Source organism: Vibrio sp. PSi01 (assembly GCF_054960695.1).
Genome location: NZ_JBHNYN010000001.1, coordinates 328,767 through 352,678, shown reverse-complemented (window position 1 = coordinate 352,678; position 23,912 = coordinate 328,767). Strand labels below are relative to the sequence as shown.

The window sequence follows — 23,912 nt, the reverse complement described above, 5'->3', positions numbered from 1 at the left end:
TTATATAATTACTGGTAAGTTACATCAACTGCAACGTTTGCAGTATAAGTACCAGCAACTAATGTCGCACTTGAAGTACGAGCTGTACCGCCAATTTTAAGATCCGCAGAACCACCGGTTAGAGTGATTGCATTATTAAAGTCAAATTCAGCTGCGATTGTATTTGCACCGTTAGCCAAGTTTGTATCAGAAATACTAACGGTCACTGCATCACCAGACTCTCCAGAAAGAGTAAACGCTGCCGCCCCTGCATCTGCTTGAGCAATAACAACATCCGTTGTGTTATCTGAAGTGATGACACCAAAATCAAGATCACTTGTTTTTATCATTGTAATTGCTTGTTTTACTTCGAGTGTTGCATCAAAAGTGTCACTTACCGCGAAAACGTTCGCAGAAGAGATAGAAAGTGCAGATACAGCAACAACCTTAAAAACTTTGTTCATTTTTTTAATCCTTTATATAAAATTGACTTATTTTCAGAGTCACTTAACCATTAATAACGTTAACAATTAAGTAACATACAATCCTATTTAGAAAGCGTAAACATTGACACTTATTTATAAACAAATGAGGAACAGTGAGAATAAGATCACGCAAATTGATATAAATAACATTAGTGAAATTACTGATATTAGAGTATTTGTGTTAATCATATATAAAACTCGTTTTACATTTAACTCCCGAACCTCTACAGAATATTAATTTTATAAAAGTTGATTTGATACCTTATAAATCACTAGGAATTTTCAGTAACAAAAAATTAATTAATACTAATAAAACTAATTGACTGTCCTAATTGATTTTATAGATCACCGTTCTGCAATAAAGTCTCAACAATGAAACAGGCGCACATTAAACCTATACTTGTAATAAAATTGAAATATATCGTTATGTAAAAGACTGGCAGTGAAAATATTGGTTATAAATTTGAGTACCCAGATGGAGTCATTCAAAGAGACAAACTAATAGACGTCAATGCCTACTTTCTAGTTGAACTAAGATCATTGTTTGTTGGTGCCATTTCCTGCCAATATCACAAGCTTGAGCTGCGGATTTACGTGTTAATAAATGACCAAAATTGAACTCAAAACTCAGTACAGCGACGTGATCGAATACGAATGCACCGTTTTACTGTAATTTATTTGTGATCTGGGTTGCACGCGTACCGCATCCTGTCAGATACTGAACAAAACTAACCTTCAGCCACAGTAGACGGTCTTCGCTTACTGTTCAGGAAATTCAATGAGTTCAGATAATCAGCCAACCTATTTCTTTTTCGATTACGAAACGTGGGGCGTCAGCCCAGCGAAAGATCGCCCGAGTCAGTTCGCCGGTGTTCGTACCGACCAAGATTTCAACGTTATCGGAGAGCCATTGGTCATCTATTGCCAACCTCCTGCTGATTACTTACCAGCGCCGGAAGCTGCACTCATTACTCGCATTACACCTCAAAAAGCGATGTCTCAAGGCTTACCTGAACCTGAATTTATCGCGAAGATCCACGCAGAGCTTGCTAAGCCGAACACAACTAGCCTTGGCTACAACAGCATTCGATTCGACGACGAAGTAACACGCTATACCTGTTACCGTAATTTCATCGATCCATATGCATGGAGCTGGCAGAACGGCAACTCTCGTTGGGATCTACTCGACGTGATGCGCGCGGTACATGCACTTCGCCCTGAAGGTATTGTTTGGCCAGAGAATGAAGAAGGTTACCCAAGCTTCAAACTGGAACATTTGTCAGTGGCAAATGGCATTGAACACGAAAACGCGCACGATGCGATGGCCGATGTTATTGCTACCATTGAATTAGCAAAGAAGTTGAAGGCTGCACAGCCTAAAATGTTTGATTACCTTTACAGCATGCGTCACAAACGCAAATTGAATGAGTTAGTTGACATTGTAAACATGACGCCTTTAATGCACGTTTCAGGCATGTTTGGTCGTGATTGTAATTACACGAGTTGGATTGTGCCGATGGCTTGGCACCCAACCAACCAAAATGCGGTTATCGTAGTCGACTTAGCCAAAGATCCTAGCCCGCTGCTGGAGCTTGATTCTGACGCCCTCCGTGAAAGGCTCTACACTAAACGCAGTGAACTTGGTGAAGACGAGTTACCCGTACCCATCAAATTGGTTCAACTGAACAAGTGCCCTATTCTCGCACCCGCCAAAACTCTGACGGCTGAAAATGCGGAAACGATAGGTATCGATCGCCAACAGTGCTTAAAGAACTTAGCGCTATTACGCGAACACCCAGAGATCCGCGAAAAACTGATCGGTTTGTATTCACAAGAACGCGAATACGAGAAAAGTGATGACGTAGACACTCATCTGTATGACGGCTTCTTCTCGCCAGGCGACAAAACCGCAATGGACATCATTCGTCAAACTGACCCAAATAACTTGGCTGCTTTAGACATCACTTTTGGTGACGAACGTATTAAACCTTTGTTGTTCCGTTACCGTGCTCGTCATTTCCCGTGGACGTTAGACGAAGCGGAACAACTGAAATGGGCTAACCACTGTCGAGAGTTTTACGAAAGTCGCTTAGAAGAGTACATGCTGAACCTAGAAAACCTCGCACACGAGCATGAAAGTGACGAGAAGAAAATGGCTATCTTGAAAGCGGTTTATCAATACGTAGAAAAGCTAGCGAGCTAATTCCATTATCAAGAGATGTGACACTTTGAAAGAAAGATTGATCAAACTCGTGTACTGCTTAATCTCCTTCACCTTAATCATAGGTGCACTCACAGCAGGTAACGCGTTACAGCATTTATTAGACACCTCAATTCCTGGCAGTATTTTTGGCATGTTGATTCTGTTTACCGCTATGGTGATTGGTATTGTCCCTGAGCATTGGGTTCAGCCTGGTGCAAGCTTGATTATCCGTTTGATGATCTTATTGTTTGTCCCTATTAGTGTCGGGCTCATGGATCATTTTGACATGCTTATCGCCAATGCTTTACCAATTATGGCAAGCGCCGTTGGCGGAACCTTAATCGTGTTAGTTTCCTTATCATGGTTCTTAGACCGCTTGCTTTCGAGAGGTAAATAATCATGTGGATTCTACTGACCATTGTGGTTTTCTTGTTTGCTCGTTGGGTAAGCCAAAAAGTTAATTCGCCATTTTGTAATCCTCTACTCATCAGTATTGGTATCATCATTCCAATTCTGTTGTTTTTCAAAGTACCTTTTGAAACCTATTACGCAGACAATACTTGGATTACCTATATGCTCCAACCTGCGGTAGTGGCGCTGGCTTTTCCTCTATATGAACAGTTACCTCAAATCAGATCCAACTGGCGTATCATCACATTTGCTTGCACGCTAGGCAGTGTAATGTCGATGACCACTACCGCATTGATCGCCGTGGCTTTTAAAGCGGATTTAAGTTTGATCGCGAGTTTGTTGGGTAAGTCGGTCACCACACCGATCGCAATGGAGGTCTCAAGCCATTTAGGCGGCGAAGCTGCAATTGCAGCAATTCTGGTATTGATTGTCGGTTTGTTCGGGGCAATCTTTGCTTACCCTATCTACAATTTGATCGGTATCAAGAGCCCTATCGCACGAGGTTTAACCATGGGCACAGTATCGCATGCGTTGGGAACGGCAACTTGCGCTGAAAAGAATCCACAAGATGCTGCATTCAGTTCACTAGCTTTAGTACTTTGTGGCGTCATTACCTCGATTATTGCACCGACCATATTTTCTATCGTGGTTTGGATCTATGCTTAAGCTAGTAACTAAAAGCTAACGTTAATGATCTACAACTTCAGTTAATGGCTACAGCTCAAGCTAATAGATTCATAGATTCATAGATTGGGACTTAAGCTTTAAAAACATCCAATAAGCCCAAGCGAAACTCTGAGCATTTCAGTGTCTGTTTGGGCTTTTTGTTCTCATTTGTTCAGCAATTTTTAGCTAAACATACCCCGATTTCAGACAACAAATGAGAGATCAAGGGTAGTTTTTGTCCTTGCAATCGATTTCATCTGTGACCTCACTCTAATTATGCAAGCCAATGTAACAACAACAGCACAATGGTGATCACTATCACAGAAAAATCCTGAGTATTGCATAAAATTAAAGCCTAAGGTCAATTAAGGATTCAACATGAACAGTCGTATTACCCTGGCGCTGGAAAGTGCTCCAACATCAATAAAAGCGCTTTTGAGTGACATCGTATTAGCAGACAACTTTGACGCCACTATCTCTAAAGAGCAGTTTCAAAGCTTACTGGATGCAAGCGGCCTTTCTGATAAAGAAGCTCGCCTAGCTTTACTGCCAATCGCAGCAGCATACTCTTATGCGCCACTTTCTGACTTCTATGTTGGTGCCATCGTGCGTGGCCTATCTGGTCGCCTGTACTTCGGTGCAAACTTGGAAATTGCAGGTGCACAACTTGGTCAAACAGTTCATGCTGAACAATCAGCCATCAGCCACGCTTGGATGAAGGGTGAAGAAGGCCTTTCTGATATCACGATCAACTTCAGCCCTTGTGGTCACTGTCGCCAATTCATGAACGAACTGACAACGGCAAAAGAACTTAAAGTTCAATTACCACAGCGTGATGAAATGTCACTGCAAGAATACCTACCTGACTCTTTCGGCCCTGCTGATTTGGGCATCACAACTGGCCTAATGACTAAGCTGGATCACCAGTACACATCAGAAGAAACGAGCCCTGTTGTGGTAAGCGCACTAACAGCATTAAACCGTAGCCATGCTCCCTACACAAAGAACCTAAGTGGCGTCTCGCTACAACTGACAACAGGTGAAATCTTTACAGGTGCATACGCAGAAAACGCGGCATTCAACCCTAGCCTACCGCCATTACAAGTCGCGCTTGTTCAACTTAAACTGGCTGGCTTCGATTTCGAGCAGATCGAAAACGCTGCCTTAGTTGAAATTGCCGATGGTAGCATCAGTCACCTAGCCGATACTCAGTCTACGTTAGAGGCGATTAACCCTGACATTCCAGTTACTTACTTAGCAATCTAAGTACATCTGGTTAACAATATTTTAAATAAGCAGCCCTATTTTATAGAGCTGCTTTTTTTATACTTCAAATTCATGCGACAACCCGCGCAAACGTTTGCTTTTATCCTTTAAATAAGTATGATCACCCCGTTTAAATCAATCGTTCAAAAGATCGGAAGGAATTTCTATGTTTGGTACCGCTACTCGTGAAAATGCTACTCGTGTACTTCTATTAGGTTCAGGTGAACTGGGTAAAGAAGTTGCTATCGAGTGCCAACGTTTAGGTTTGGAAGTTATTGCATGTGACCGTTACGCTGATGCACCGGCTATGCAAGTTGCACATCGTAGCCATGTATTAGACATGTTGGACAGCGATGCACTGCAAGCTGTCATTGAACTAGAAAAACCAGATTATGTGGTTCCAGAAATCGAAGCTATTGCCACCAGCAAGCTGGTAGAGATGGAAGCGCAAGGCCTAAATGTCGTTCCCACAGCGAACGCGACTAAGTTGACGATGAACCGAGAAGGTATCCGTCGTCTAGCGGCTGAAGAGTTAAAACTGAGCACATCTCCATATCGCTTCGCGGACACATTTGAAGATTTCTCAGCAGCGGTAGAATTCGTAGGTATGCCTTGTGTGGTTAAGCCTGTTATGAGTTCATCAGGCAAAGGCCAAAGCGTTATTAAAACACAAGACGATATTCAAAAGTCTTGGGATTACGCACAAGAAGGTGGTCGCACTGGCGCTGGTCGTGTGATCGTTGAAGGCTTTATCGATTTTGATTACGAAATCACGCTGCTGACTGTTCGTGCTGTTGATGGTGTTCATTTCTGCGCGCCTATCGGTCACCGCCAAGAAGACGGTGATTACCGTGAATCATGGCAACCGCAATTAATGTCAGACAACGCACTAAAAGCGGCGCAATACACTGCAGAGCAAGTCGTTAACGCACTGGGCGGTCACGGTATCTTTGGTGTGGAACTGTTCGTTAAAGGCGACCATGTTATCTTCAACGAAGTATCCCCTCGCCCACACGATACTGGCTTAGTGACTTTAATGTCTCAAGATTCCTCTGAATTCGCGCTACACGTTCGCGCATTTACTGGCATGCCGATTAAGTCAATTACTCAATATGGTCCGTGTGCATCTGCCGTTATCTTAGGCCAAGGCACTTCAAACAACATTCGTTTCGAAGGTCTTACAGAGGCGCTAGACGCACCACAAACGCAAGTTCGTTTGTTTGGTAAGCCTGACATCGATGGTCGCCGTCGTCTAGGTGTGGCGTTGACTCGTCGTAAGAGCACTGAAACAGCGATTGAAGATGCTATTGAGAGTGCTTCAAAAGTAAAAGTGATTTACTAGACAGCTATTTAATTCTCAACAATCACAACTTCAAATCTGAACAATAAAAAAGACGGGCTACTAAGCCCGTCTTTTTGTTGGTATCATTTTTTATATTGAAATAGTTTTTTCACTTGAGAGCTAGTTGAGTTTAAGATTCAGACTCAATCAAATACACTTCTTCACTAAATCGAGATAAGCCTTTCTTGGCAATCTTAGGATGTTCATCGTCTGCGATATCTTGATTCAACAGTGTGATCTTATAACCTGAGAACAACTGTTCGATCTCTAACTTAGGTACGCTAAACGGAGGTCCTGCCATCTCGTTCTGAGCGTAATCTAATGTCACAAGTAAGATCTTGCCGCCCGGCTTTAACCGTTGCTTCAAGCACTCTACATACTGCACACGCATGTCAGCAGGTAAAGCTACCAAAGAGGCACGATCATAGATAATGTCTACAGGCTGAATCGGTGCTGAGAAATAATCACCCGTATAAATATTAAGTTCATCGAATTGATAAAGCTCATGCTGACCACTAATTTGAGTCACAGTCGGCGTGTAAAGATGCTCTGCAAAAAATGCGCGAACCGCAATCTGGCTTAATTCGACACCTTGAACATCTTCATGCTTCGTCGCTAACCAAATCAGATCTTCACTCTTACCACATAGAGGCACGAACACACTCTTCTCGTAGCTAGGTTCCGTCTTTTCCCAAAATTCAATCAGAAGTGGGTTTACATCTTCAAGGTGGAAGCCTATTTGGTTGGCTGCCCATTTATTGTGCCAAAATTCAGGATTATTCATCTTTCGTTCATGTTAAACAGTCATAATGCAAGGGTACAGTATAGAGAGGTAAGAGCAACCTTACCTTGGTTTAAAGTTCATCGTTGGTCTCACTAAAAGTTAAACACTGGCTGAGTTCAAAATTCTTAAAACCGAGGAACAAATGCTTGAATTATTTGTCTATATGTTCACATTTTAAAGCAATATTAAACGTTAGAGTTGGTTTCTGCCTTAGCTAGCCCCATTTAATATATAGTGAGTTTAGTTAAGCTATTTTTACTCTTATGCGTTACTGGTTACCCCCTTTGACTACCCGTTTTTGTAACCTTGTATTTTGGAGTTTGAATGAGTGTATTTCTCCGTACAACGGCCCTAATGCTTTTAGTATTGAGCCGAGCGCCTGCATTCGCAGCAGCACCTGTTTCAACAAGTTCAACCGATCAAACGCGCACACCTGCGCAAAATCAAGTATCGTCAAACGTATTCCGTCACAGCCTAAGCGGCCTATACGGTATCAAAGCATTCGACTCGCGTCCGACTCAGCCCTACACCGACTTCGACATTCTGTACAGCAAAGCACACCAAGGCCAAGCCGAGCTAGAAACTATTTGTAAAAGTACTGCCCTACTAACGAATTCTGAGGCGCTATTTTCTGGCGTTAAATCTCAAGCTCGTGCGGAAGAGAAAATCGAATTGGAACTGGATGGCGACGTCACAAGAATTACCGACTTAGCTCGTGCCACTATCATCGCAAACGATGTAGAGAGCTTGGTTGAAGTCTACGAAGCGCTGAGCCGTGAAGCAGATGTTGTCAAATTGAAAAACAAATTCAAATCTCCTGCTGATTCTGGCTACCGTGACCTTAACCTATTGGTTCGTCTGCCAAAGACCAACATCATTGCTGAAGTTCAACTTCACCTTAAAGCAATTGCAGATGTGAAAAGCGGTCCTGAACACGAACTGTATGAAATCATTCAAGGTATTGAACGTCATGCCATTGCAGAAAAACGTCCAATCAACGATATCGAGGCGGCGCAAATTAATAGCCTTAGACGCCAATCTCTAGAGCTTTACCAGCAAGCATGGCAGCCGTATATTACGACTCATATTAAAGCCGCGTAAACCGTTTAGAACGCCACCGAATATCAACTTAAAGGGCTGCATTAATTTGCAGCCCTTTCTTTTTGGCTATATTACATTTTGGAGATCAGTTAGGCAGCGTAGCTAGCCGAAAAGCTCAAAGTGAATCTATCGGCTTATAGCTCTAGAAAGTCTAGAAAGCTAGACGAGATAGAGATAGAGATAGAGATAGAGATAAGAATAAAGGGAATAGTTTTAACGCAGTTTAAAATTAGACGTCACATACAAAAAGACCACGCTGTGCGTGGTCTATTGCTTGGCTACTTCTCGATTTTAATATTCTCGACTCGGGCCTTTAGTTTTTGTCCCGGTCTAAAAGTAACAACACGTCGAGCAGAAATTGGAATGTCTTCACCAGTTTTTGGGTTACGACCTGGTCGTTCGTTTTTCTCGCGAAGATCAAAGTTACCAAAACCAGACAGTTTTACCTGTTCGCCATTTTCGAGTGCTTTACGAACTTCTTCGAAAAACACTTCAACCGTTTCCTTGGCATCCCGCTTGCTGTATCCGAGTGTTTCAAACAGGTTCTCAGCCAAATCGGCCTTCGTGAGTGCCATAAAACTTTCCTCAAAGCTATGTTAAACATTGCTACTATCGCCAGTAGCGCCAAAGCATTTACCCTATTCAATCAATGAGATAAGGTCATTTACAAGGAAAGTGTATGCCAAGCTTCTGATTTTCGCCAACTTTTTTATCTCAACTATTGAATTATTCTTTCAAATCAGAAAGATAACTCTCTTAAAAACTCACATATATAGCTAAAAAACATCTACTTACCCGCCATGAAATAGAGTTATAAACTAACAATAAGACAATAATAAGAATTTAAAACTTTAGTTTTCTAAATGTTAATTTCTGAGACTTTTCTCCTATACCCAATAAAATCAGCCACTTGATTTGATATCGAACTCAACAGAGGTTACTTAACAACCGATATTAAATATGAGATTTGTATCATTTCAGAATTTAATTCGATTGGGTCAATAGTCGCTATTGGTATGCATCGCAGAACTGCGACTTTTTAAGCTATGCTTTCAGCTCATGCCAGGCATTGAGCCATGCTACCGCACATATTACCTACCCCATTCAGAACTTCTCTCAAACACCTCTAAATCTTGATTCTAGGTAACAACAAAGTAAAAAGTACGTTTCACACCTCAACTTGATATGTTATAACATATCAATACCATCACTAATTATGTAGATTGAATGAGAGACATTGAAGCGATCATTGAGCACGTAAAACAAAGCTGTAAAACCAATGGCCAACAATTTACGGCAAAGAGACTATTGATATTGCGGGCGCTGGTTCATGCAGACAAAGCGCTGTCTGCGTATGAGCTCGTCGATTATTGTAAAGTACACTTTGACCAGCATGTTCAAGCAATGTCGGTTTATAGAGTATTGGATTTTCTTGAACAGCAACATTTAGCGCACAAACTGCAAGTATCGAATAAGTACATACTTTGTGACCATATTCTTTGTGAACATGAACATGGTATCCCTCAATTTTTGATTTGCTCTAAGTGCGACAAGATCAGTGAGCAGACAATCAACCCTACGATTATTCAAGATCTTCAATCCCACGCAAAACAGGAAGGTTTTACCGTGGTCACGCCTCAATTAGAGATCAATTGCGTGTGCGACGAATGTGCAGATACAGAGGAACCCAATACCAATACCAATACCAATACCAATACCAATACCAATACCAATACCAATACCAATACCAATAAAAGGTAACCCTTATCTCTCATACGTATCTACTGCATAGACCGAACTATAAGGAGAAATTGAAACGTTATGTCTGCAATGCTCATCAAAAATGCCCGAGTGGTTAATGAAGGCATCACCACCAAGACGGACTTATTAATCGTCGGCAAACGAATTGAACGGATCGCCAAGAACATTCCCCCAAAACCAAACGATGAAGTCATTGATGCTCAAGGTTGTTACCTGATACCAGGCATGATTGATGACCAAGTTCACTTTCGCGAGCCAGGGCTTACTCATAAAGGCTCCATCGCCACAGAATCACGCGCTGCGGTTGCTGGCGGTATTACGAGCTATATGGAGATGCCGAACGTAAATCCGGCCACCACAACCATCGAAGCCTTAGAAAGAAAGTTTGAAATCGCATCACAAAACTCACTTGCGAATTACTCGTTTTATCTTGGTGCGACTGAAGACAACCTAGAACAAATCAAGCAACTTGACCCTGCACGACATTGTGGCGTGAAGGTGTTTATGGGCGCTTCAACAGGCGACCTGCTCGTTGAAGATCCTCAAGCTCTGGATGATATATTCCGAGATTCTCCGGTGCTCATCGTCACCCATTGTGAGAGCGGGCCAATCATCGCTCAAAACCAAGAACAATTACGACAAAAAAAAGCCGATTTCACCATCCAAGACCACCCTATTCTTCGAGACGACAAAGCGTGTTACGCCTCCTCGTCTTATGCCATAGAACTGGCAAAGAAACACAATAGCCAACTGCATGTATTACACATCACCACAGCCAAAGAACTGGCTCTGTTTAGTGAAGGTGCAATTCAAGGTAAACGTATTACCGCAGAGGCCTGTGTGCACCACCTTTGGTTTACGAACAATGACTATGCCGTCCTAGGAAACCAAATCAAATGTAATCCCGCCATTAAATACCCAAGTGATCGCGACGCGCTGTTAGCGGCATTAAGCACCGGCCAAATCGACATCATCGCCACTGATCACGCTCCACATACATGGGGTGAAAAACAAGCTCCTTATGAGCACGCACCTGCTGGCTTACCTTTGGTACAACACGCCCTGCTGAGCCTGTTTGAGCATGTGCGATTGGGAACAATGACCGTCACTCAAGTTGTCGAGAAAACCGCACATAACCCGTCTATTCGTTATGCGATACAAAAACGCGGCTTTATTCGCGAAGGCTATTATGCCGACCTAGTCTTGGTTGATCCTCAAGCTCCAACTATGGTCAGCAACGAAAACAGTTTGTATCAATGCGGATGGTCACCATTCGCAGGACACGAATTCTCCGCTCAAATAAAACATACCTGGGTGAATGGGAGCATGGTTTATACCAATCCAGATGCGTGTAAGAACAAAAATACACATGTTCCTCAAGGGCAAAGCGATAACGAAATGCCAGCAATGAGACTGTCATTCGAACGCTAGTTCAACCGGACTTATCTATCTATTCAAAGTCGTTATACGGAAATAATTCATATATAAAGCAATTAGCATCTAAAACAGTTAGTACGCAAGCAATTAGTACGCAAACAATCAATAAATTAAGCACTCAACAAAAGAATTCAATATGTTAAGAAGAAACCCTAGCGGTCATATGCCAGAGGTGTCGGAGACGGCCTTCATTGACCCAACCGCCATCATCTGTGGCAAGGTGATCATCGAAGATAATGTGTTCATTGGCCCTTACGCCGTGATCCGAGCTGATGAAGTTAATGAACAAGATGACATGGAGCCCATAGTAATTAAGCGCGATACCAACATTCAAGATGGTGTGGTTATTCACTCTAAAGCTGGTGCGGCGGTAACGATTGGAGAACGATCATCGATCGCTCATCGTTCTATCATTCACGGTCCTTGTGAAGTCAGTGATGACGTATTTATTGGCTTTAACTCGGTAGTGTTTAATGCCTTTATAGGCAAAGGCTGTGTGATTCGCCATAACTGCGTGGTAGACGGGCATGATTTGCCTGAAAACTTCCATGTACCACCGATGACCAATATTGGCTCAGGGTTTGATTTGAATAACATCTCAAAGGTGCCACCTGAATATTCAGCATTTTCAGAATCAGTGGTTTCTGCCAACCATACTTTGGTTCAAGGTTATAGGAGAATGGCTAATGAGCTCTGATCATTCACCTGTATTAGGGGTTCCAACCAACATCATTACCGGGTTCCTTGGCGTAGGTAAAACCTCGGCAATCCTCAACTTAATGAAACACAAACCAACAAATGAGCGCTGGGCGGTCTTGGTGAATGAGTTTGGGGAAATTGGCGTCGATGGTAGCTTGTTTCAAGGCAACCAAAGCAAACAACAACAAATTTTCATTCGAGAAGTGCCCGGTGGTTGTATGTGTTGCGCGGCTGGCTTGCCTATGCAGATAGCACTTAATCAGTTATTGTCAGAAGCGAAACCGGATCGCTTATTGATTGAGCCAACGGGGCTTGGTCACCCTAAAGAAGTGTTGCAGGTCTTATCTTCAGAGCATTACCGACAAGTGTTATCGCTACAGAAGAACATTACTTTGGTCGATGCACGTAAACTTTCAGATACCCGCTACTCTGATCACGATACCTTCAATCAACAAATCGCCATTGCTGATACCATCGTAGGGAACAAAGTCGATCTCTACCAAAATGGTGACGCTGAAAAACTGGCGGAGTACGTCGCTCAATTTTGTCACCCCGAGACAAAACTAGTTTTCGCTCACCACGGCAATATTCCTCAAGCTGAATTTGATGGAAACACCAGCTTTTATCGTCATCAAGCAGATGAACACCATCATCATCACCATCACCAAAACGATAAGCCGCTCGCCTCTGAGTTGCCGATGCCAAAAAGTGGCATGATAAGAGCAACTAACCAAGGTGAAGGATTTGAAAGTGTGGGTTGGCGATTTTCACCCGAAAAACAGTTCGACCACCAGCGCTTACGAAATTTTTTAGTGGGCTTGAAAGCGGAACGAATGAAAGCGGTGTTCATTACACAAAGTGGTATCTTCGGTTACAACTTAACAGAAGATGGTTTGACGGAGTCGGAGCTGGATGATTGTCTTGAAACCAGAATTGAAGTGATCGGACATAACATAGACAATGACTTAGAAAGCCAATTACTCACGTGCTTGGTTAACTGATTAAGCGCGCAGCAAAACACTGATAATCCAAAGTACTCATGAGTGTAGCGAATCGCGGCACTCATGAGTTTTGCTAACAGTTAACTGGTTATTAGATTAACGATTTAATCGATTAACTTATCAACGCACTAACTGACCGAAACTAACCGTTTCTCTGCCAATGCCATTGCAACGTTCGCTTTAGCATAAGCGCTCTCGTTAATGAAGTGTGGGTATATGTCTTGCTCACGCTCCCAAGAAACATCATAGCCAAAGAATGTCGCTAACAACGGTTCACCTTGCTTGACTACCTCGAAGTCTCGGCCACATATTTTGGGGTGCACCGTAGCGATTCTCATACCATCTTTATCAAGTGGTACATTCACCTCTTCAACATAGAAAAACGCACTGTAATCTTTCAATTCTTTAATCTGTTTAAGGTTTTGCTTCTCTACGTAATCCAATACAGCAGTCAACATCTGCTTCATCAGTGTAAGCGTTTCGAACCTGAGCGAACCATGTGCTTGAGCCCCGACTTCGATCATCACGCCATACTTCCCTGCTGTGCAAAGGTATGGCTGTTCATCCCACGGTTTCCTATCTTCAAACAAAATGTTGGCATCAGGCATACGCTGCTTCACGTATGAACCCATTTTTTGATAGAAAGAATCATTCGATAGCAAAATCAATGTCGCGCCCATATTGCTGGTTGTATTGTGTAGATCAACAATTAACTGTTGCTCACTTCCCACATGTTGATCAACAAACCATTGCGCGACCGCATGCTCAGCGGAATCTGAAGAAAGGTCTTCATTTACACTTGAAAATAGACGATTTAGATCCGTTTCAATATATCGCACATTCTGCTCTACTGCCTTTGGATTAGCGATGACAGAAGTAGTAGAAAACGTCGAACGATCCGCCGAATACAAACGATCTTTAATCAGCTTATTCAGGTAGATACCTGAAAGTTCGTTACCGTGAGTTCCGGCAACCAGTAAGAGTTGGTTAATGCTATCCATGTAATTGATGTCCAAATATTTAGTGATAAAACCACACGTTAAAATGATACGATATAACATAACAATTACTGATACAATTCTCCAGACAACTCCGAAATATTTTCTGTAGTTATTCCAGAACAAACATTCCAAAACAGATGGTTCTCGGCTGACACCCCAAAGCAGAATTGATAAATGGAGATGAATAAGGCCTCGTATTTACGAGGCCTTAAATTTTAAACTCAACGTTGTAACTTGGTTTGCAGCGTTCTATTTGATTTACAACGCTGCACCGAGCTTAATACGTGTTACATCAAGGCTTTATCGTTTACGACTGTTTCGCGAGTTTATCTGTCACGGTAGAGCTATTGGTTTTTTCTGGTCTTACTATCAAGCCAATCCCCACAAGAAACAGCGCAGACGCAACAACTTGAGCCACAGATAACACTTCGTCATACATAAAGTAGCCACTGATTAGCGCAAAGATTGGCACAAGTAAGGTTAACGGCGCTGTCGTACTAAGTGGATACTGAATCAACATCTTGTTCCAGACCCAATAACCAAACAAGGTGGTTGGGTACGCTTGGAAAACAACCGCGACGGTGGTGCTCCAATCCCACAACTCTATTCCCTGCCAAATAATCTGCTCACCATGCAACATCACAGCAAACAACACCAATGGAATGGGCGCAAACAACATGCCCCACACGTTAAACGCAAAAGCTTGAGTCGTTTTCGATGCCTTTACAATTACACCCATTAAAGTCCAACTGCACGCCGCAATCATAATCAAGATAACACCATTCAGGGTCACATTACCCGTAGCAGCAGATACCAATACCGCTAGTGCGCACATCGCTAACACAGCTCCCATTAGCTTACGTACTGACGCACTCTCTTTGAAAACCCATACACCCACCGCCATACCAATTAATACATTAGTTGAAAGCAACACTGATGACAGCCCCGAAGACAAGCCCGCTGTAATAGACCACGAAGCCATGCCCCAGATGCCAACACCGAACACAAAGCCGTAACTCACTAGATAGCGCCAAGCGACATTAGGTCTCGCCACGAAAAAGATCACCGGAATCACTGCCAAAGCGAAGCGGGCCGCCGTTGCTAACAGGGGGTGGACATTCGTAACACCCATTTTGATCATTGAGAAATTGAACCCCCAAATTGCCATGACAAACACAGCTAACAACAAATCATTTCTTTTCATACTCACCCCTCTTTTATGTTGGAAGAGTATCCCTTGAACAATAAAACCAGTACAGATACAATTTTTACAATAAAAACCAGTACAGTTAGTGATAGGTCGTGCCGATGAGTATCTACAGAAAGCTTGCTAATCAGTTTATTGATGAGATTGAAGCAGGGAAAAGACCCGAAGGTGGGCGTATGCCTTCGCTTCGTCAGTTGGCGAAACAACAAGCGATCAGTATGTCGACGGTGGTGAGCTGTTACCAAGAGCTTGAATCTCAAGGTTGGATCCACTCACGACCTCAAGCTGGGTATTTTGTTTCACCACATAAACCTTCTCATTCAACCCCTGAATGGGCACAGTTTGAAAGCAAGGTGTCCATCGTTAAGCAAACCTCTTCGACACATAACACCACTAATGGCCCTTTGGGTGTATCCAGTACCACCAACGATGAGCAAACAACCATTGAGTTGGAGCGCAGCTTTCGTCGCTCAATCAAACGGATGGGTGGTAGGCTCAATCATTATCCTGATACACAGGGTGAGCCGATGTTACGACAGGCGCTTTCTACCCACTTCGCCAAACTCGACCTACACTTTGCGTCCGAGGATATGGTGGTAACCGCTGGTTGTATGTCGGCCATTAAAGCGGCTCTGGAATCGTGTACCAAACAAGGCGACACGATTGCGATAAGCTCGCCTTGCTTCAATGGGATACTAGAATTATTGGGAAGAATGTCGCGCAAGATCATAGAGATCCCGTCTTTAGATGACGGCGTCGACCTACAACAACTGGAAACCCATCTTAAAAACAAACAGGTTGATGCTGCGATATTCTGTACGTCACATATGAATCCTCAAGGGATCAATATGTCAGCAAACCAAAAACAAAAACTCGCTGAGTTAGCTAACCAATATCAAACCCCGATCATTGAAGATGATGTCTATCTAGAGCTTTCCTATTCCTCGCATACCCCGCTACCTGCAAAATATTATGACAAAGGTGGTTATGTATTATGGTGTGGTTCAGTGTCTAAGAGCCTTTCGCCAAGCTATCGGTTAGGGTGGTGTCTACCCGGCAGATACATCGAGGAATACAAGGCTCAGTTCTCTGCAGCGAGTTATGGTGTTGCTCTGCCCACGCAACTTGCTGTTGCTGACTTTATTGAATCAGGCCAATACGCGAAACATGTTAGAAGAAGACGTACTCAGCTCCTTTTATTAAGGCAGCAATACCTGAGCTATTTAACCCAACACCTTCCTAAAGGCGTGAAAATAAGTAATCCTCAAGGTGGAATGGTGTTGTGGTTACAAATCCCAAGCCTTGATCAACACACTTTTTCAGAAGGTATCGTTCAGCAACAGATAGATATCCGACTTGGGCAACTATTCAGCACTCTAGATCTGTATAGCAACTGCCTACGGATCAATATGGGTTACTCCATTGAAGGGCAAACAAAGCAGCAATTGGATGATTTGATTCAACTTATCCACCAATGTTCAAATGCCAAGTCCGTATGACTTTTAACGGAAAAATAGTGATTATTCTGCATAAAAAACCAAGTTAGAATTCCGAACAGTAAGGAGAAACACACGCCTTAAAACCCTTAAATGTCGAGTTTGCAAGGGTGCGCCAAATTATGCAACTTGACTAATGACAGCTCATTTATTTTCTTCAATATACCTCCCGTCAGCGCTGGCGTTTTTTTGTATTCGAAGAGAACTTATTATGAGTGATAAATCTAAAAACAAACCACTACCTTCCTTTATTGAAGAACGCTTGAACTTCTATATTCAAGATCTCATTACACAAAACGAAAGCCAAAAACATTTGGTATTGGGGAGTCACCCCAGCCATGACGCAGTGGTAATGCAAAGCAACGATTACCTATCTTTGTCGCACAATGAACAAATCCAGAAAGCACATCGGGACGCAATTTCACAACACGATGACAATGTGGTGATGTCTGCCATCTTCTTACAAGATGAACAGTCGAAACCTGCATTTGAAACCGATCTGGCTAACTTTATGGGAATGGAAAGCTGCTTGCTCTCTCAATCAGGTTGGGCGGCTAACATTGGCTTATTGCAAACGATCTGCCCTCCTAATATGCCTGTGTATATCGATTTTTTTGCACACATGTCCCTATGGGAGGGTATTCGTGCCGCTGGTGCAACTGGCCACCCATTTATGCACAACAACATGAATCACCTTCGTAAACAGATTCAACGTTATGGTTCGGGTGTGATTGTAGTCGACTCGGTTTACAGCACCATAGGTACGGTAGCCCCACTCCGCGACATCTACGAAATGGCGCAAGAGTTTGACTGTGCCTTGGTCGTCGATGAATCCCATTCACTAGGCACTCATGGTTCAAATGGTGCTGGTTTGGTTCAGGCATTAGGGCTGACTAACAAAGTGGATTTCATTACCGTCAGCTTGGCCAAAACCTTTGCCTATCGCGCTGGCGCTATACTCGGCCCTAAGCGATTATCGGAGACATTACCCTTTGTCGCTTACCCTGCTATTTTTAGCTCGACCGTACTACCACAAGAAGTTATCCGCTTAGAAAAGACTTTAGAGGTTATTAAAGCCTCTGATGATAAGCGAGACACCTTGTTCAAACGCGCTAAAGCACTGACTACAGGGCTAAAGCGAATCGGTTTTAACATTCGCAGTGAATCTCAGATTGTGGCATTAGAATGTGGCAGTGAAAGCAACACTGAGCGTGTACGTGACTTCTTAGAAGAGCGTGACGTGTTTGGTGCGGTATTTTGTCGGCCAGCAACAGGAAGAAACAAAAACATCATCCGCTTTTCGATTAACGCAGACATGACGCCGCGGGACATCGACCATGTTCTCACAGCATGCCAAGAGGCTTTTAATCACCCTGACTTAGAGTTCGTATAAACAGCCACGCTAATCAATAAAACGGCAGGACGGAATGGAAGCTATCATGTCCAATACAAAAAGAGCCCAGCATATCGCTGAGCTCTTTCTTGTCGTCTTATCTGTTTTGAACGATTAAAAGCTAAATCCACAGCGCGATTTTGTCAAACAGTCGGTTCTTGTCTGCTGGCTTAACAATGAAATCAGACATACCGGAAGAATCCATCTTCTCTAAGGTGACGGGAGAACTGTCTCCAGTATGTGCAATAATAGGCACCGATGAGTACGCTTTGTTAGCATTTCTAATACGGCGAGAAGCTTCAACACCATCCATAATTGGCATTTCAATATCCATCAGGATCAAATCGATATCGTCGGTATCCAACGCATCTAGTGCCTGCTGGCCATCCTCTTTCTGGATCACATCAAAGCCCTGTTTTTCCAAAAGCATCGCAGTAAAGCGGCGTAAAGATTCATTGTCATCGACCACCATAATGGTGCGTTTGTTCGCGGTATCTAACGGCGCCGCAGACGCAGCTGGTATCACATAGTTCGAATCAAACAACAATCGGTCCATTGTCGGCTGCGTATTCAAAAGCCAAACTTGCGTTTCGACCCATATAGGTTCAAAAGAGACATTACGAACCCGTTTAATTGGGTGACTCTCAAACAAGTAGACGATTCGAGACTCTGTGAATGAAAGCAACGACTCAATTTTATCAAGACAACTGGCTCTTAAATCTAAACTCTCCATATCGACAAAAATCAAATCGAACTCAAATTGATACTCTTTTTTATTGAGCGTTGATGCTATGTCTAGAATCGTCAGCTCAAACCCCATCGTGCCAGCTAATTCCTTAGCTTTCGTGACCAATATATTTTGCTCACTCACAAACAACACATTTTTTAACTTAGCCAGTTCACTCTTAATATCTTTCACTGTATTTGAAGTCAACGCCGGGAAAATCATCGTAAACTGGGTCCATTCATCGACTTCAGACTGACACTTAATTTCGCCACCAAACGAGCTCATTACCTTTTGGCAGAAGGGTAAGCCCAATCCATAGTTACCCGATTTACCCGTTGTATAAAAATCTTGAAAGATACGGCGAATCTCATCACTTGGAATACCTGAACCGTTATCTGTCACCACGATTTGGTTGACCATCTCATCGCTTTGCATAGTGACATGAATATGAAAATCTTCAGGACTACGATGATGGAACGCGTTCTTGAACAAGTTATACATCACATACTTCAGTAACGTGTCGCTGCCTAAGAAACTAAACTCACCCTTCACATCCAAAGATATTGCTTGTCTGTCTAATGCACGCTTGTAGTTGAAACTCTCTATCGCATCCTCGACGACCGTTTTAGCTGAATGCTTCTTGAAGGTAGAACGAGAGACACGGTTTTCATCGATGGAAGTCAGTAACAGATCAATGGTTTCGTTGCCAGAATGAATGATCTCCATTGCCTCGTCACCCACCTCGCGAAGCTGCCTTACTTCTTGATCGCTCAGCTCATATTGTCCTTTGTGATGACCAGCTTTTGGATTCGGTAATATCGATTGCATTACATCTATAGACGTCAATAAACCACTTAAAGGGTTTCGCATTTCATGCGCAATACCCGCACCAAAAGACTTAGCCAACGACACCTTGGCTTCGTGCTCTACCTGGTTTCGGAAGTAGAATAAGTTACCGAACAAATAGATGAACAAAAAGATAGGCACATGCGTCCAATCCATTGAGAGTTCGAGATAGAAACCTTGAGCGACCCATGCGCCCAATGTGGCGATGGCTATTCCAGCAAAAGTCTGTGCGAACATCACTTTTGTTACATGAACCAGCAAGATATGCAGGAAGATGGCAGACATGAACGACATTACCCAAACATTGGACCAATTGTTCATTAACAACATGAAGAAAAAGAAACACGGCAAGCAGAGTGTAATGGCAACTTGATAATAAGCCGGAAGATATTTTCGCCATTCAAACGGGACTCGATTACGATAAATGATCCCAAAGAACAGTACCGAGCATAACAAACGTACGGTCAGGTTTTCATATGGCTGAGGGAACAAAAACTCCCAAACAACATAATAAGCCGGAAAGCCGATAAGGCCCATCCAACCCACCAAGGTGAGGTTTGGTTCTGCGTACTGGTAAACTTTACGAATCGCATTCATATAAAATACTTTTCTTCCTAAGCCCTAACGTTTGATTATTTTATGATTCAATTTTGTTTTTATATTTGTGCGCGGATTATATTATATATCTCTTCCACTCAGTGTGGTTTCAATCAAATATATATCAGTGTTTTGCTTTTTAAGGGTAGATTTGTGGTCAGTGTAAGTTCTCATAAAAGCAATAAGACCCTCTAGCCGATACAATACCATATTCCCTATCTAATATATCAACCAACTTTATGAGTGAATCCGTATCCTGCCAATCTACTATTGCTGGGCCCACAACAAATAGTAGCAACTGCAACAAGGCAAGGTACGATCTTTGACACATTTTAGTGTCCTTCGAATATCGACTTTATAGAGCAGTAATAGGTTTGGCGTAATCCAACATTTCGTCAAAATATAGGTTATAGGCAAGCCTTGCTGGACCCTCCCTAGCTCCTTTTATCCCCAACGGTTCATCACTATTCAAACAAGCTTTATAGTCAAGAGGAGCAGTGCTGTTACGACGCATCTGGAATTGACCATTAGCGCCATAATAGAAGTTGTCTTCACGGTACAACAAGCTCATATGAGAGAAGTTACTGATGCGTTTTGACGGTACGCGACTATCAAATGGCTAGCCAATTGCTATCGCTGAGTTATACACATGCCTCACCTCAATAAGAGATTGACTATCGGCATACCTTTATTGAACCAACGCAGTGCAAAAAAAAGCGCTCCTAAATAGGAGCACTTTTTGTTTTTTGATACTTCCTGTATCCGTAGACAAGTCCAATCTGTAGTACCTTCACTGAAAGCCAGATCATCGATATCTCCAGTTTTGTATCAACTTAAATCTAGCACACAATCTTCAAGCTTTTCTGAGATACAACCGAGATAAAGAACTTAGTGCCACTCCATCTCACCACTTAGCACCTTGGCACCCAGTTCTAGGTCGCCTTCTGTTGCCTTAAATTGTGGGTATGCTTTCTTCATGTGATCACTGATATCAATAGACGTTGGATTACTTGTGCTTACCAGTGCCTTTTCAATGTCTGCCACATAATCCACCGTAAATTGAACACCGTTAGTGCCCGTTGGCATTTCACCTAAGTAGTGGCCTGGAATAACAACTTCAGGCTCAAGTGCCTTCATGCGTTCTAAAGATTGTGACCACTGGCTACGAATCTCTTTCGATGCAGTATCAGCCATCCATACATGCACTCCACTGTATACCGACACGCCACCAAACACCGTTTGTTCTGATGGCACCCACAAGTAAGCTTGGTGTGTGTTGATTTCTTTTACTTCGATAGTTTCGCCTTCTAGGCTGAGTGTTGTGTCGTTCAATACCGTCGGAACAATCACTTTAGATGGCGCACTGTCATCCAAGATTGGGCCCCAATATGCCAACTTCGCGTCTTTAGTGCGCTTAATGTGTGCAACTACCGCTTCGCTAGCGACAACATCTACGTGAGGAAATGCCGAAACTAACGGTTCCAAACCAAAGTAAAAATCCGGATCGCCACTGCTGATGTAAATCATTGATAGCTCTTTACCAGTAGCTTTAATTTGTTCAACCAACTTTTCTCCATCTGCGACACTAAACTGAGCATCGAACAGAATCACTTCCTTTTCACCTGAGACTAAGACTGAACTTGCTGGAAATATCGCATTTTCACCGGGATTATAGTGAGTGATCGTTAAATCCCCCGCAGACACTGCACTTGATGCCGCCAGTATGGTTCCTAGACTCATCGTTCTTAACAGCGCGGTTTTTGATAAAAGGATCTTAGATAACTTTGTCATAGTTTTATTCCGTAATTTAAAACTGAATATCGGTCAGCTCATTGAGTATGTGAACATCTTATTTGATTGAATTTAGATTAAATAGGCATCATATTGACTTTCACTGTTGCACTTTTCGAACATATCGTAGTTTTCAGAGACATTGATTTCAGAGATACTGGTTTATAAACAAGTAATCAGACCAATTAGATTCTTTAGGCGGAACAACAATGGATAAACTTGAAGCAATGAATGTCTTTGTCACCATAGTCGAACGTGGCAGTTTGAGTGCAGCGGCAGAGCACCTTGATCTTTCTCGGACCAAGGTTACGCGCTATTTGGGAGAACTGGAAAGCTGGATGGACACACGCTTGCTTCATCGAACGACTCGTAGACTGAGTTTAACCAGCGCCGGAAAAGAGACACTAGAAGTCGCCAGAGAGCTACTGACCCTTGAGGCATCATTAGCGGGAATCAGAAACCAAAATCGAGAAGACTTGAAAGGGCAACTTCGAATCACCGCGAGCTACTCCATTGTCGATAGTTTCTTGATGGATGCAATCAACCGATTTATTACCAAATGGCCAGAGGTTTCTATCGATGTTATTTCTACCGACCAAACCGTTAATCTCGTTGAGTCACGTATCGATTTGGCCATTCGAATCACTAACGAACTGACACCCAATATTGTCGCTAAACAGCTAGGTGAATGTCGCTCCGTGATATGTGCCTCGCCGCAGTATTTGCAAAAAAAGGGAACACCAGCAAACGCACAAGATTTAGCTCATCACAATTGTCTATCGTTCAGTTACTTTGGTCGAACAGCTTGGACGTTCCATGGTCCTAACGGTTCTGAATCAGTACCAATCAAAGGGAATATCAGTGCCAACACATCTGAAGTATTATTGTCGGCCACACTAAAGGGTAATGGAATCAGCATGTTACCCTTCCCTTCTGTCGAGGCCTTAGTGCGTCAAGGCCAATTAGTACAGCTATTGCCAGAGTGGAAACCAAAAATACTTGGTGTGCATGCTATTTATGGAACACGTAAACAAGTAACACCATTGTTAAGAGCTTTTATCGATCACTTATCCAGTGAAATGGAACAATCTAAAAACTGGTAGGCTGCCTACGTTATTAATATAACTGATGACTAATTAGAATTATTAATTTTACTTATAACCAGCTAAATCCTATCGTGGTGACATGATTCAAAGCACATCAAAGTTCATCTATACCCATAAGGAAAGAGATTATGACCGCCATTACCGATTTAGATATTCTGCTGAAATCGATGTCACCAGAGCTCATTGAAGGTAGCTATGTTTTTTGTACTGTTGACGGAGTGTTAGCTGACTATGTTGAGTTAAACCCGATCTCAACTTTTCGCGAAAAAGAAGGCTTAACGTTGGTATTAACTGAAGACGCTGCGACTCAAGCTCAACTCAATTTTGAAGGCGTGTTTAGCCTTATTACTTTATCCGTACACTCTAGCCTTGAAGCAGTTGGCTTAACGGCTGCTTTTGCTACCAAGCTTGGTTCATATGGTATTAGTGCCAACGTTATTGCGGGTTACTATCACGACCATATCTTCGTTCAAAAAGACAAAGCGGATGCGGCAATGAGCGCACTTAGAGAGTTTTCAGAAGCAGAATAAAGCTTGAGCAAACAATTAAGATACAAAAAAAGCGACGTAATATACGTCGCTTTGGCGCGTTGCTAACCACTCGTTCACCGATC

General features: G+C 42.8%; 22 protein-coding genes. 14 read left to right on the top strand and 8 right to left on the bottom strand.

Annotated elements, in window-relative coordinates; all coding sequences use genetic code 11:
- Positions 1-8: 8 nt before the first annotated feature.
- Complete coding sequence (locus ACFI6G_RS01570) at positions 9-443, bottom strand: DUF4402 domain-containing protein (protein ID WP_010441224.1); 435 nt, start codon at positions 441-443, stop codon at positions 9-11.
- Between the two features lie 799 nt (positions 444-1,242).
- Here ACFI6G_RS01570 and sbcB point away from each other — a divergent pair.
- The 5 genes from sbcB to purT all read left to right on the top strand — a co-directional run bounded on the left by sbcB (position 1,243) and on the right by purT (position 6,352).
- Complete coding sequence (gene sbcB, locus ACFI6G_RS01565) at positions 1,243-2,667, top strand: exodeoxyribonuclease I (protein WP_010441226.1); 1,425 nt, start codon at positions 1,243-1,245, stop codon at positions 2,665-2,667.
- A 25-nt stretch (positions 2,668-2,692) separates the two neighbouring features.
- A complete protein-coding gene (locus tag ACFI6G_RS01560; RefSeq protein WP_010441228.1) occupies positions 2,693-3,064 on the top strand; it encodes a CidA/LrgA family protein in 372 nt (123 codons plus the stop codon).
- 2 nt (positions 3,065-3,066) lie between these two features.
- Complete coding sequence (locus ACFI6G_RS01555; RefSeq protein ID WP_010441230.1) at positions 3,067-3,744, top strand: LrgB family protein; 678 nt, start codon at positions 3,067-3,069, stop codon at positions 3,742-3,744.
- Positions 3,745-4,122: 378 nt separating this feature from the next.
- A complete protein-coding gene (cdd, locus tag ACFI6G_RS01550; protein WP_010441232.1) occupies positions 4,123-5,010 on the top strand; it encodes a cytidine deaminase in 888 nt (295 codons plus the stop codon).
- A gap of 166 nt (positions 5,011-5,176) precedes the next feature.
- A complete protein-coding gene (purT, locus tag ACFI6G_RS01545; protein WP_010441234.1) occupies positions 5,177-6,352 on the top strand; it encodes a formate-dependent phosphoribosylglycinamide formyltransferase in 1,176 nt (391 codons plus the stop codon).
- 130 nt (positions 6,353-6,482) lie between these two features.
- Here purT and ACFI6G_RS01540 read toward each other — a convergent pair whose 3' ends face one another.
- Entirely contained in the window at positions 6,483-7,136 is a 654-nt protein-coding gene (locus ACFI6G_RS01540; protein WP_010441236.1) for a thiopurine S-methyltransferase, read from the bottom strand.
- A gap of 324 nt (positions 7,137-7,460) precedes the next feature.
- Here ACFI6G_RS01540 and ACFI6G_RS01535 point away from each other — a divergent pair, with 324 nt between their 5' ends.
- Positions 7,461-8,237 carry a RelA/SpoT domain-containing protein gene (locus ACFI6G_RS01535; protein WP_010441238.1) on the top strand — a complete coding sequence of 259 codons (777 nt, stop codon included), beginning with the start codon at positions 7,461-7,463 and terminating at the stop codon, positions 8,235-8,237.
- A gap of 278 nt (positions 8,238-8,515) precedes the next feature.
- On the opposite strand, the gene ihfA is transcribed toward ACFI6G_RS01535, so the two are convergent.
- Positions 8,516-8,812, bottom strand: coding sequence for an integration host factor subunit alpha (gene ihfA, locus ACFI6G_RS01530; protein WP_004734853.1), 297 nt, complete (start codon positions 8,810-8,812; stop codon positions 8,516-8,518).
- Between the two features lie 652 nt (positions 8,813-9,464).
- On the opposite strand from ihfA, the gene ACFI6G_RS01525 reads away from it, so the two are divergent.
- The 4 genes from ACFI6G_RS01525 to ACFI6G_RS01510 all read left to right on the top strand — a co-directional run bounded on the left by ACFI6G_RS01525 (position 9,465) and on the right by ACFI6G_RS01510 (position 13,135).
- Positions 9,465-9,998, top strand: a complete 534-nt coding sequence (locus tag ACFI6G_RS01525; RefSeq protein ID WP_462710106.1) for a Fur family transcriptional regulator — start codon at positions 9,465-9,467, stop codon at positions 9,996-9,998.
- 60 nt (positions 9,999-10,058) lie between these two features.
- On the top strand, positions 10,059-11,429 hold the full coding sequence (locus tag ACFI6G_RS01520) for a dihydroorotase (protein WP_016793552.1): 1,371 nt from the start codon (positions 10,059-10,061) through the stop codon (positions 11,427-11,429).
- 142 nt (positions 11,430-11,571) lie between these two features.
- Positions 11,572-12,132, top strand: a complete 561-nt coding sequence (locus tag ACFI6G_RS01515; RefSeq protein WP_010441247.1) for an LbetaH domain-containing protein — start codon at positions 11,572-11,574, stop codon at positions 12,130-12,132.
- Entirely contained in the window at positions 12,122-13,135 is a 1,014-nt protein-coding gene (locus ACFI6G_RS01510) for a CobW family GTP-binding protein (RefSeq protein ID WP_016784524.1), read from the top strand. The genes ACFI6G_RS01515 and ACFI6G_RS01510 overlap by 11 nt, the downstream gene beginning before the upstream one ends.
- A gap of 128 nt (positions 13,136-13,263) precedes the next feature.
- Here ACFI6G_RS01510 and ACFI6G_RS01505 read toward each other — a convergent pair whose 3' ends face one another.
- Both ACFI6G_RS01505 and ACFI6G_RS01500 read right to left on the bottom strand, forming a co-directional pair.
- Positions 13,264-14,196, bottom strand: coding sequence for an aspartoacylase (locus ACFI6G_RS01505; RefSeq protein ID WP_462710105.1), 933 nt, complete (start codon positions 14,194-14,196; stop codon positions 13,264-13,266).
- A 247-nt stretch (positions 14,197-14,443) separates the two neighbouring features.
- Entirely contained in the window at positions 14,444-15,340 is an 897-nt protein-coding gene (locus tag ACFI6G_RS01500; RefSeq protein ID WP_010441252.1) for an EamA family transporter, read from the bottom strand.
- Between the two features lie 104 nt (positions 15,341-15,444).
- Here ACFI6G_RS01500 and ACFI6G_RS01495 point away from each other — a divergent pair, with 104 nt between their 5' ends.
- Together ACFI6G_RS01495 and cqsA are read left to right on the top strand one after the other, a co-directional pair.
- Positions 15,445-16,842, top strand: coding sequence for an aminotransferase-like domain-containing protein (locus ACFI6G_RS01495; protein WP_016793554.1), 1,398 nt, complete (start codon positions 15,445-15,447; stop codon positions 16,840-16,842).
- Between the two features lie 208 nt (positions 16,843-17,050).
- Entirely contained in the window at positions 17,051-18,232 is a 1,182-nt protein-coding gene (cqsA, locus tag ACFI6G_RS01490) for an alpha-hydroxyketone-type quorum-sensing autoinducer synthase (RefSeq protein ID WP_016788746.1), read from the top strand.
- A gap of 121 nt (positions 18,233-18,353) precedes the next feature.
- On the opposite strand, the gene ACFI6G_RS01485 is transcribed toward cqsA, so the two are convergent.
- The 3 genes from ACFI6G_RS01485 to ACFI6G_RS01475 form a co-directional block, all read right to left on the bottom strand.
- Positions 18,354-20,402 carry a hybrid sensor histidine kinase/response regulator gene (locus ACFI6G_RS01485; RefSeq protein ID WP_016793555.1) on the bottom strand — a complete coding sequence of 683 codons (2,049 nt, stop codon included), beginning with the start codon at positions 20,400-20,402 and terminating at the stop codon, positions 18,354-18,356.
- A gap of 355 nt (positions 20,403-20,757) precedes the next feature.
- Positions 20,758-20,973: a hypothetical protein gene (locus tag ACFI6G_RS01480; protein ID WP_016798712.1), complete on the bottom strand. Its 216-nt coding sequence runs from the start codon at positions 20,971-20,973 to the stop codon at positions 20,758-20,760.
- A 317-nt stretch (positions 20,974-21,290) separates the two neighbouring features.
- Positions 21,291-22,193, bottom strand: a complete 903-nt coding sequence (locus tag ACFI6G_RS01475) for a Vmh family MBL fold metallo-hydrolase (protein ID WP_016768008.1) — start codon at positions 22,191-22,193, stop codon at positions 21,291-21,293.
- A 209-nt stretch (positions 22,194-22,402) separates the two neighbouring features.
- On the opposite strand from ACFI6G_RS01475, the gene ACFI6G_RS01470 reads away from it, so the two are divergent.
- On the top strand, positions 22,403-23,296 hold the full coding sequence (locus ACFI6G_RS01470; protein WP_016793557.1) for a LysR family transcriptional regulator: 894 nt from the start codon (positions 22,403-22,405) through the stop codon (positions 23,294-23,296).
- A gap of 131 nt (positions 23,297-23,427) precedes the next feature.
- Positions 23,428-23,829: an ACT domain-containing protein gene (locus tag ACFI6G_RS01465; RefSeq protein WP_010441262.1), complete on the top strand. Its 402-nt coding sequence runs from the start codon at positions 23,428-23,430 to the stop codon at positions 23,827-23,829.
- Positions 23,830-23,912 lie beyond the last annotated feature (83 nt).

Bases quoted from the DNA above. Each gene is read 5' to 3' on its own strand.
- ACFI6G_RS01570 (WP_010441224.1), bottom strand. From the start codon at position 443: ATGAACAAAGTTTTTAAGGTTGTTGCTGTATCTGCACTTTCTATCTCT.
- sbcB (WP_010441226.1), top strand. From the start codon at position 1,243: ATGAGTTCAGATAATCAGCCAACCTATTTCTTTTTCGATTACGAAACG.
- ACFI6G_RS01555 (WP_010441230.1), top strand. From the start codon at position 3,067: ATGTGGATTCTACTGACCATTGTGGTTTTCTTGTTTGCTCGTTGGGTA.
- cdd (WP_010441232.1), top strand. From the start codon at position 4,123: ATGAACAGTCGTATTACCCTGGCGCTGGAAAGTGCTCCAACATCAATA.
- purT (WP_010441234.1), top strand. From the start codon at position 5,177: ATGTTTGGTACCGCTACTCGTGAAAATGCTACTCGTGTACTTCTATTA.
- ACFI6G_RS01540 (WP_010441236.1), bottom strand. From the start codon at position 7,136: ATGAATAATCCTGAATTTTGGCACAATAAATGGGCAGCCAACCAAATA.
- ACFI6G_RS01535 (WP_010441238.1), top strand. From the start codon at position 7,461: ATGAGTGTATTTCTCCGTACAACGGCCCTAATGCTTTTAGTATTGAGC.
- ihfA (WP_004734853.1), bottom strand. From the start codon at position 8,812: ATGGCACTCACGAAGGCCGATTTGGCTGAGAACCTGTTTGAAACACTC.
- ACFI6G_RS01525 (WP_462710106.1), top strand. From the start codon at position 9,465: ATGAGAGACATTGAAGCGATCATTGAGCACGTAAAACAAAGCTGTAAA.
- ACFI6G_RS01520 (WP_016793552.1), top strand. From the start codon at position 10,059: ATGTCTGCAATGCTCATCAAAAATGCCCGAGTGGTTAATGAAGGCATC.
- ACFI6G_RS01515 (WP_010441247.1), top strand. From the start codon at position 11,572: ATGTTAAGAAGAAACCCTAGCGGTCATATGCCAGAGGTGTCGGAGACG.
- ACFI6G_RS01510 (WP_016784524.1), top strand. From the start codon at position 12,122: ATGAGCTCTGATCATTCACCTGTATTAGGGGTTCCAACCAACATCATT.
- ACFI6G_RS01505 (WP_462710105.1), bottom strand. From the start codon at position 14,196: ATGTTATATCGTATCATTTTAACGTGTGGTTTTATCACTAAATATTTG.
- ACFI6G_RS01500 (WP_010441252.1), bottom strand. From the start codon at position 15,340: ATGAAAAGAAATGATTTGTTGTTAGCTGTGTTTGTCATGGCAATTTGG.
- ACFI6G_RS01495 (WP_016793554.1), top strand. From the start codon at position 15,445: ATGAGTATCTACAGAAAGCTTGCTAATCAGTTTATTGATGAGATTGAA.
- cqsA (WP_016788746.1), top strand. From the start codon at position 17,051: ATGAGTGATAAATCTAAAAACAAACCACTACCTTCCTTTATTGAAGAA.
- ACFI6G_RS01485 (WP_016793555.1), bottom strand. From the start codon at position 20,402: ATGAATGCGATTCGTAAAGTTTACCAGTACGCAGAACCAAACCTCACC.
- ACFI6G_RS01480 (WP_016798712.1), bottom strand. From the start codon at position 20,973: ATGAGCTTGTTGTACCGTGAAGACAACTTCTATTATGGCGCTAATGGT.
- ACFI6G_RS01475 (WP_016768008.1), bottom strand. From the start codon at position 22,193: ATGACAAAGTTATCTAAGATCCTTTTATCAAAAACCGCGCTGTTAAGA.
- ACFI6G_RS01470 (WP_016793557.1), top strand. From the start codon at position 22,403: ATGGATAAACTTGAAGCAATGAATGTCTTTGTCACCATAGTCGAACGT.
- ACFI6G_RS01465 (WP_010441262.1), top strand. From the start codon at position 23,428: ATGACCGCCATTACCGATTTAGATATTCTGCTGAAATCGATGTCACCA.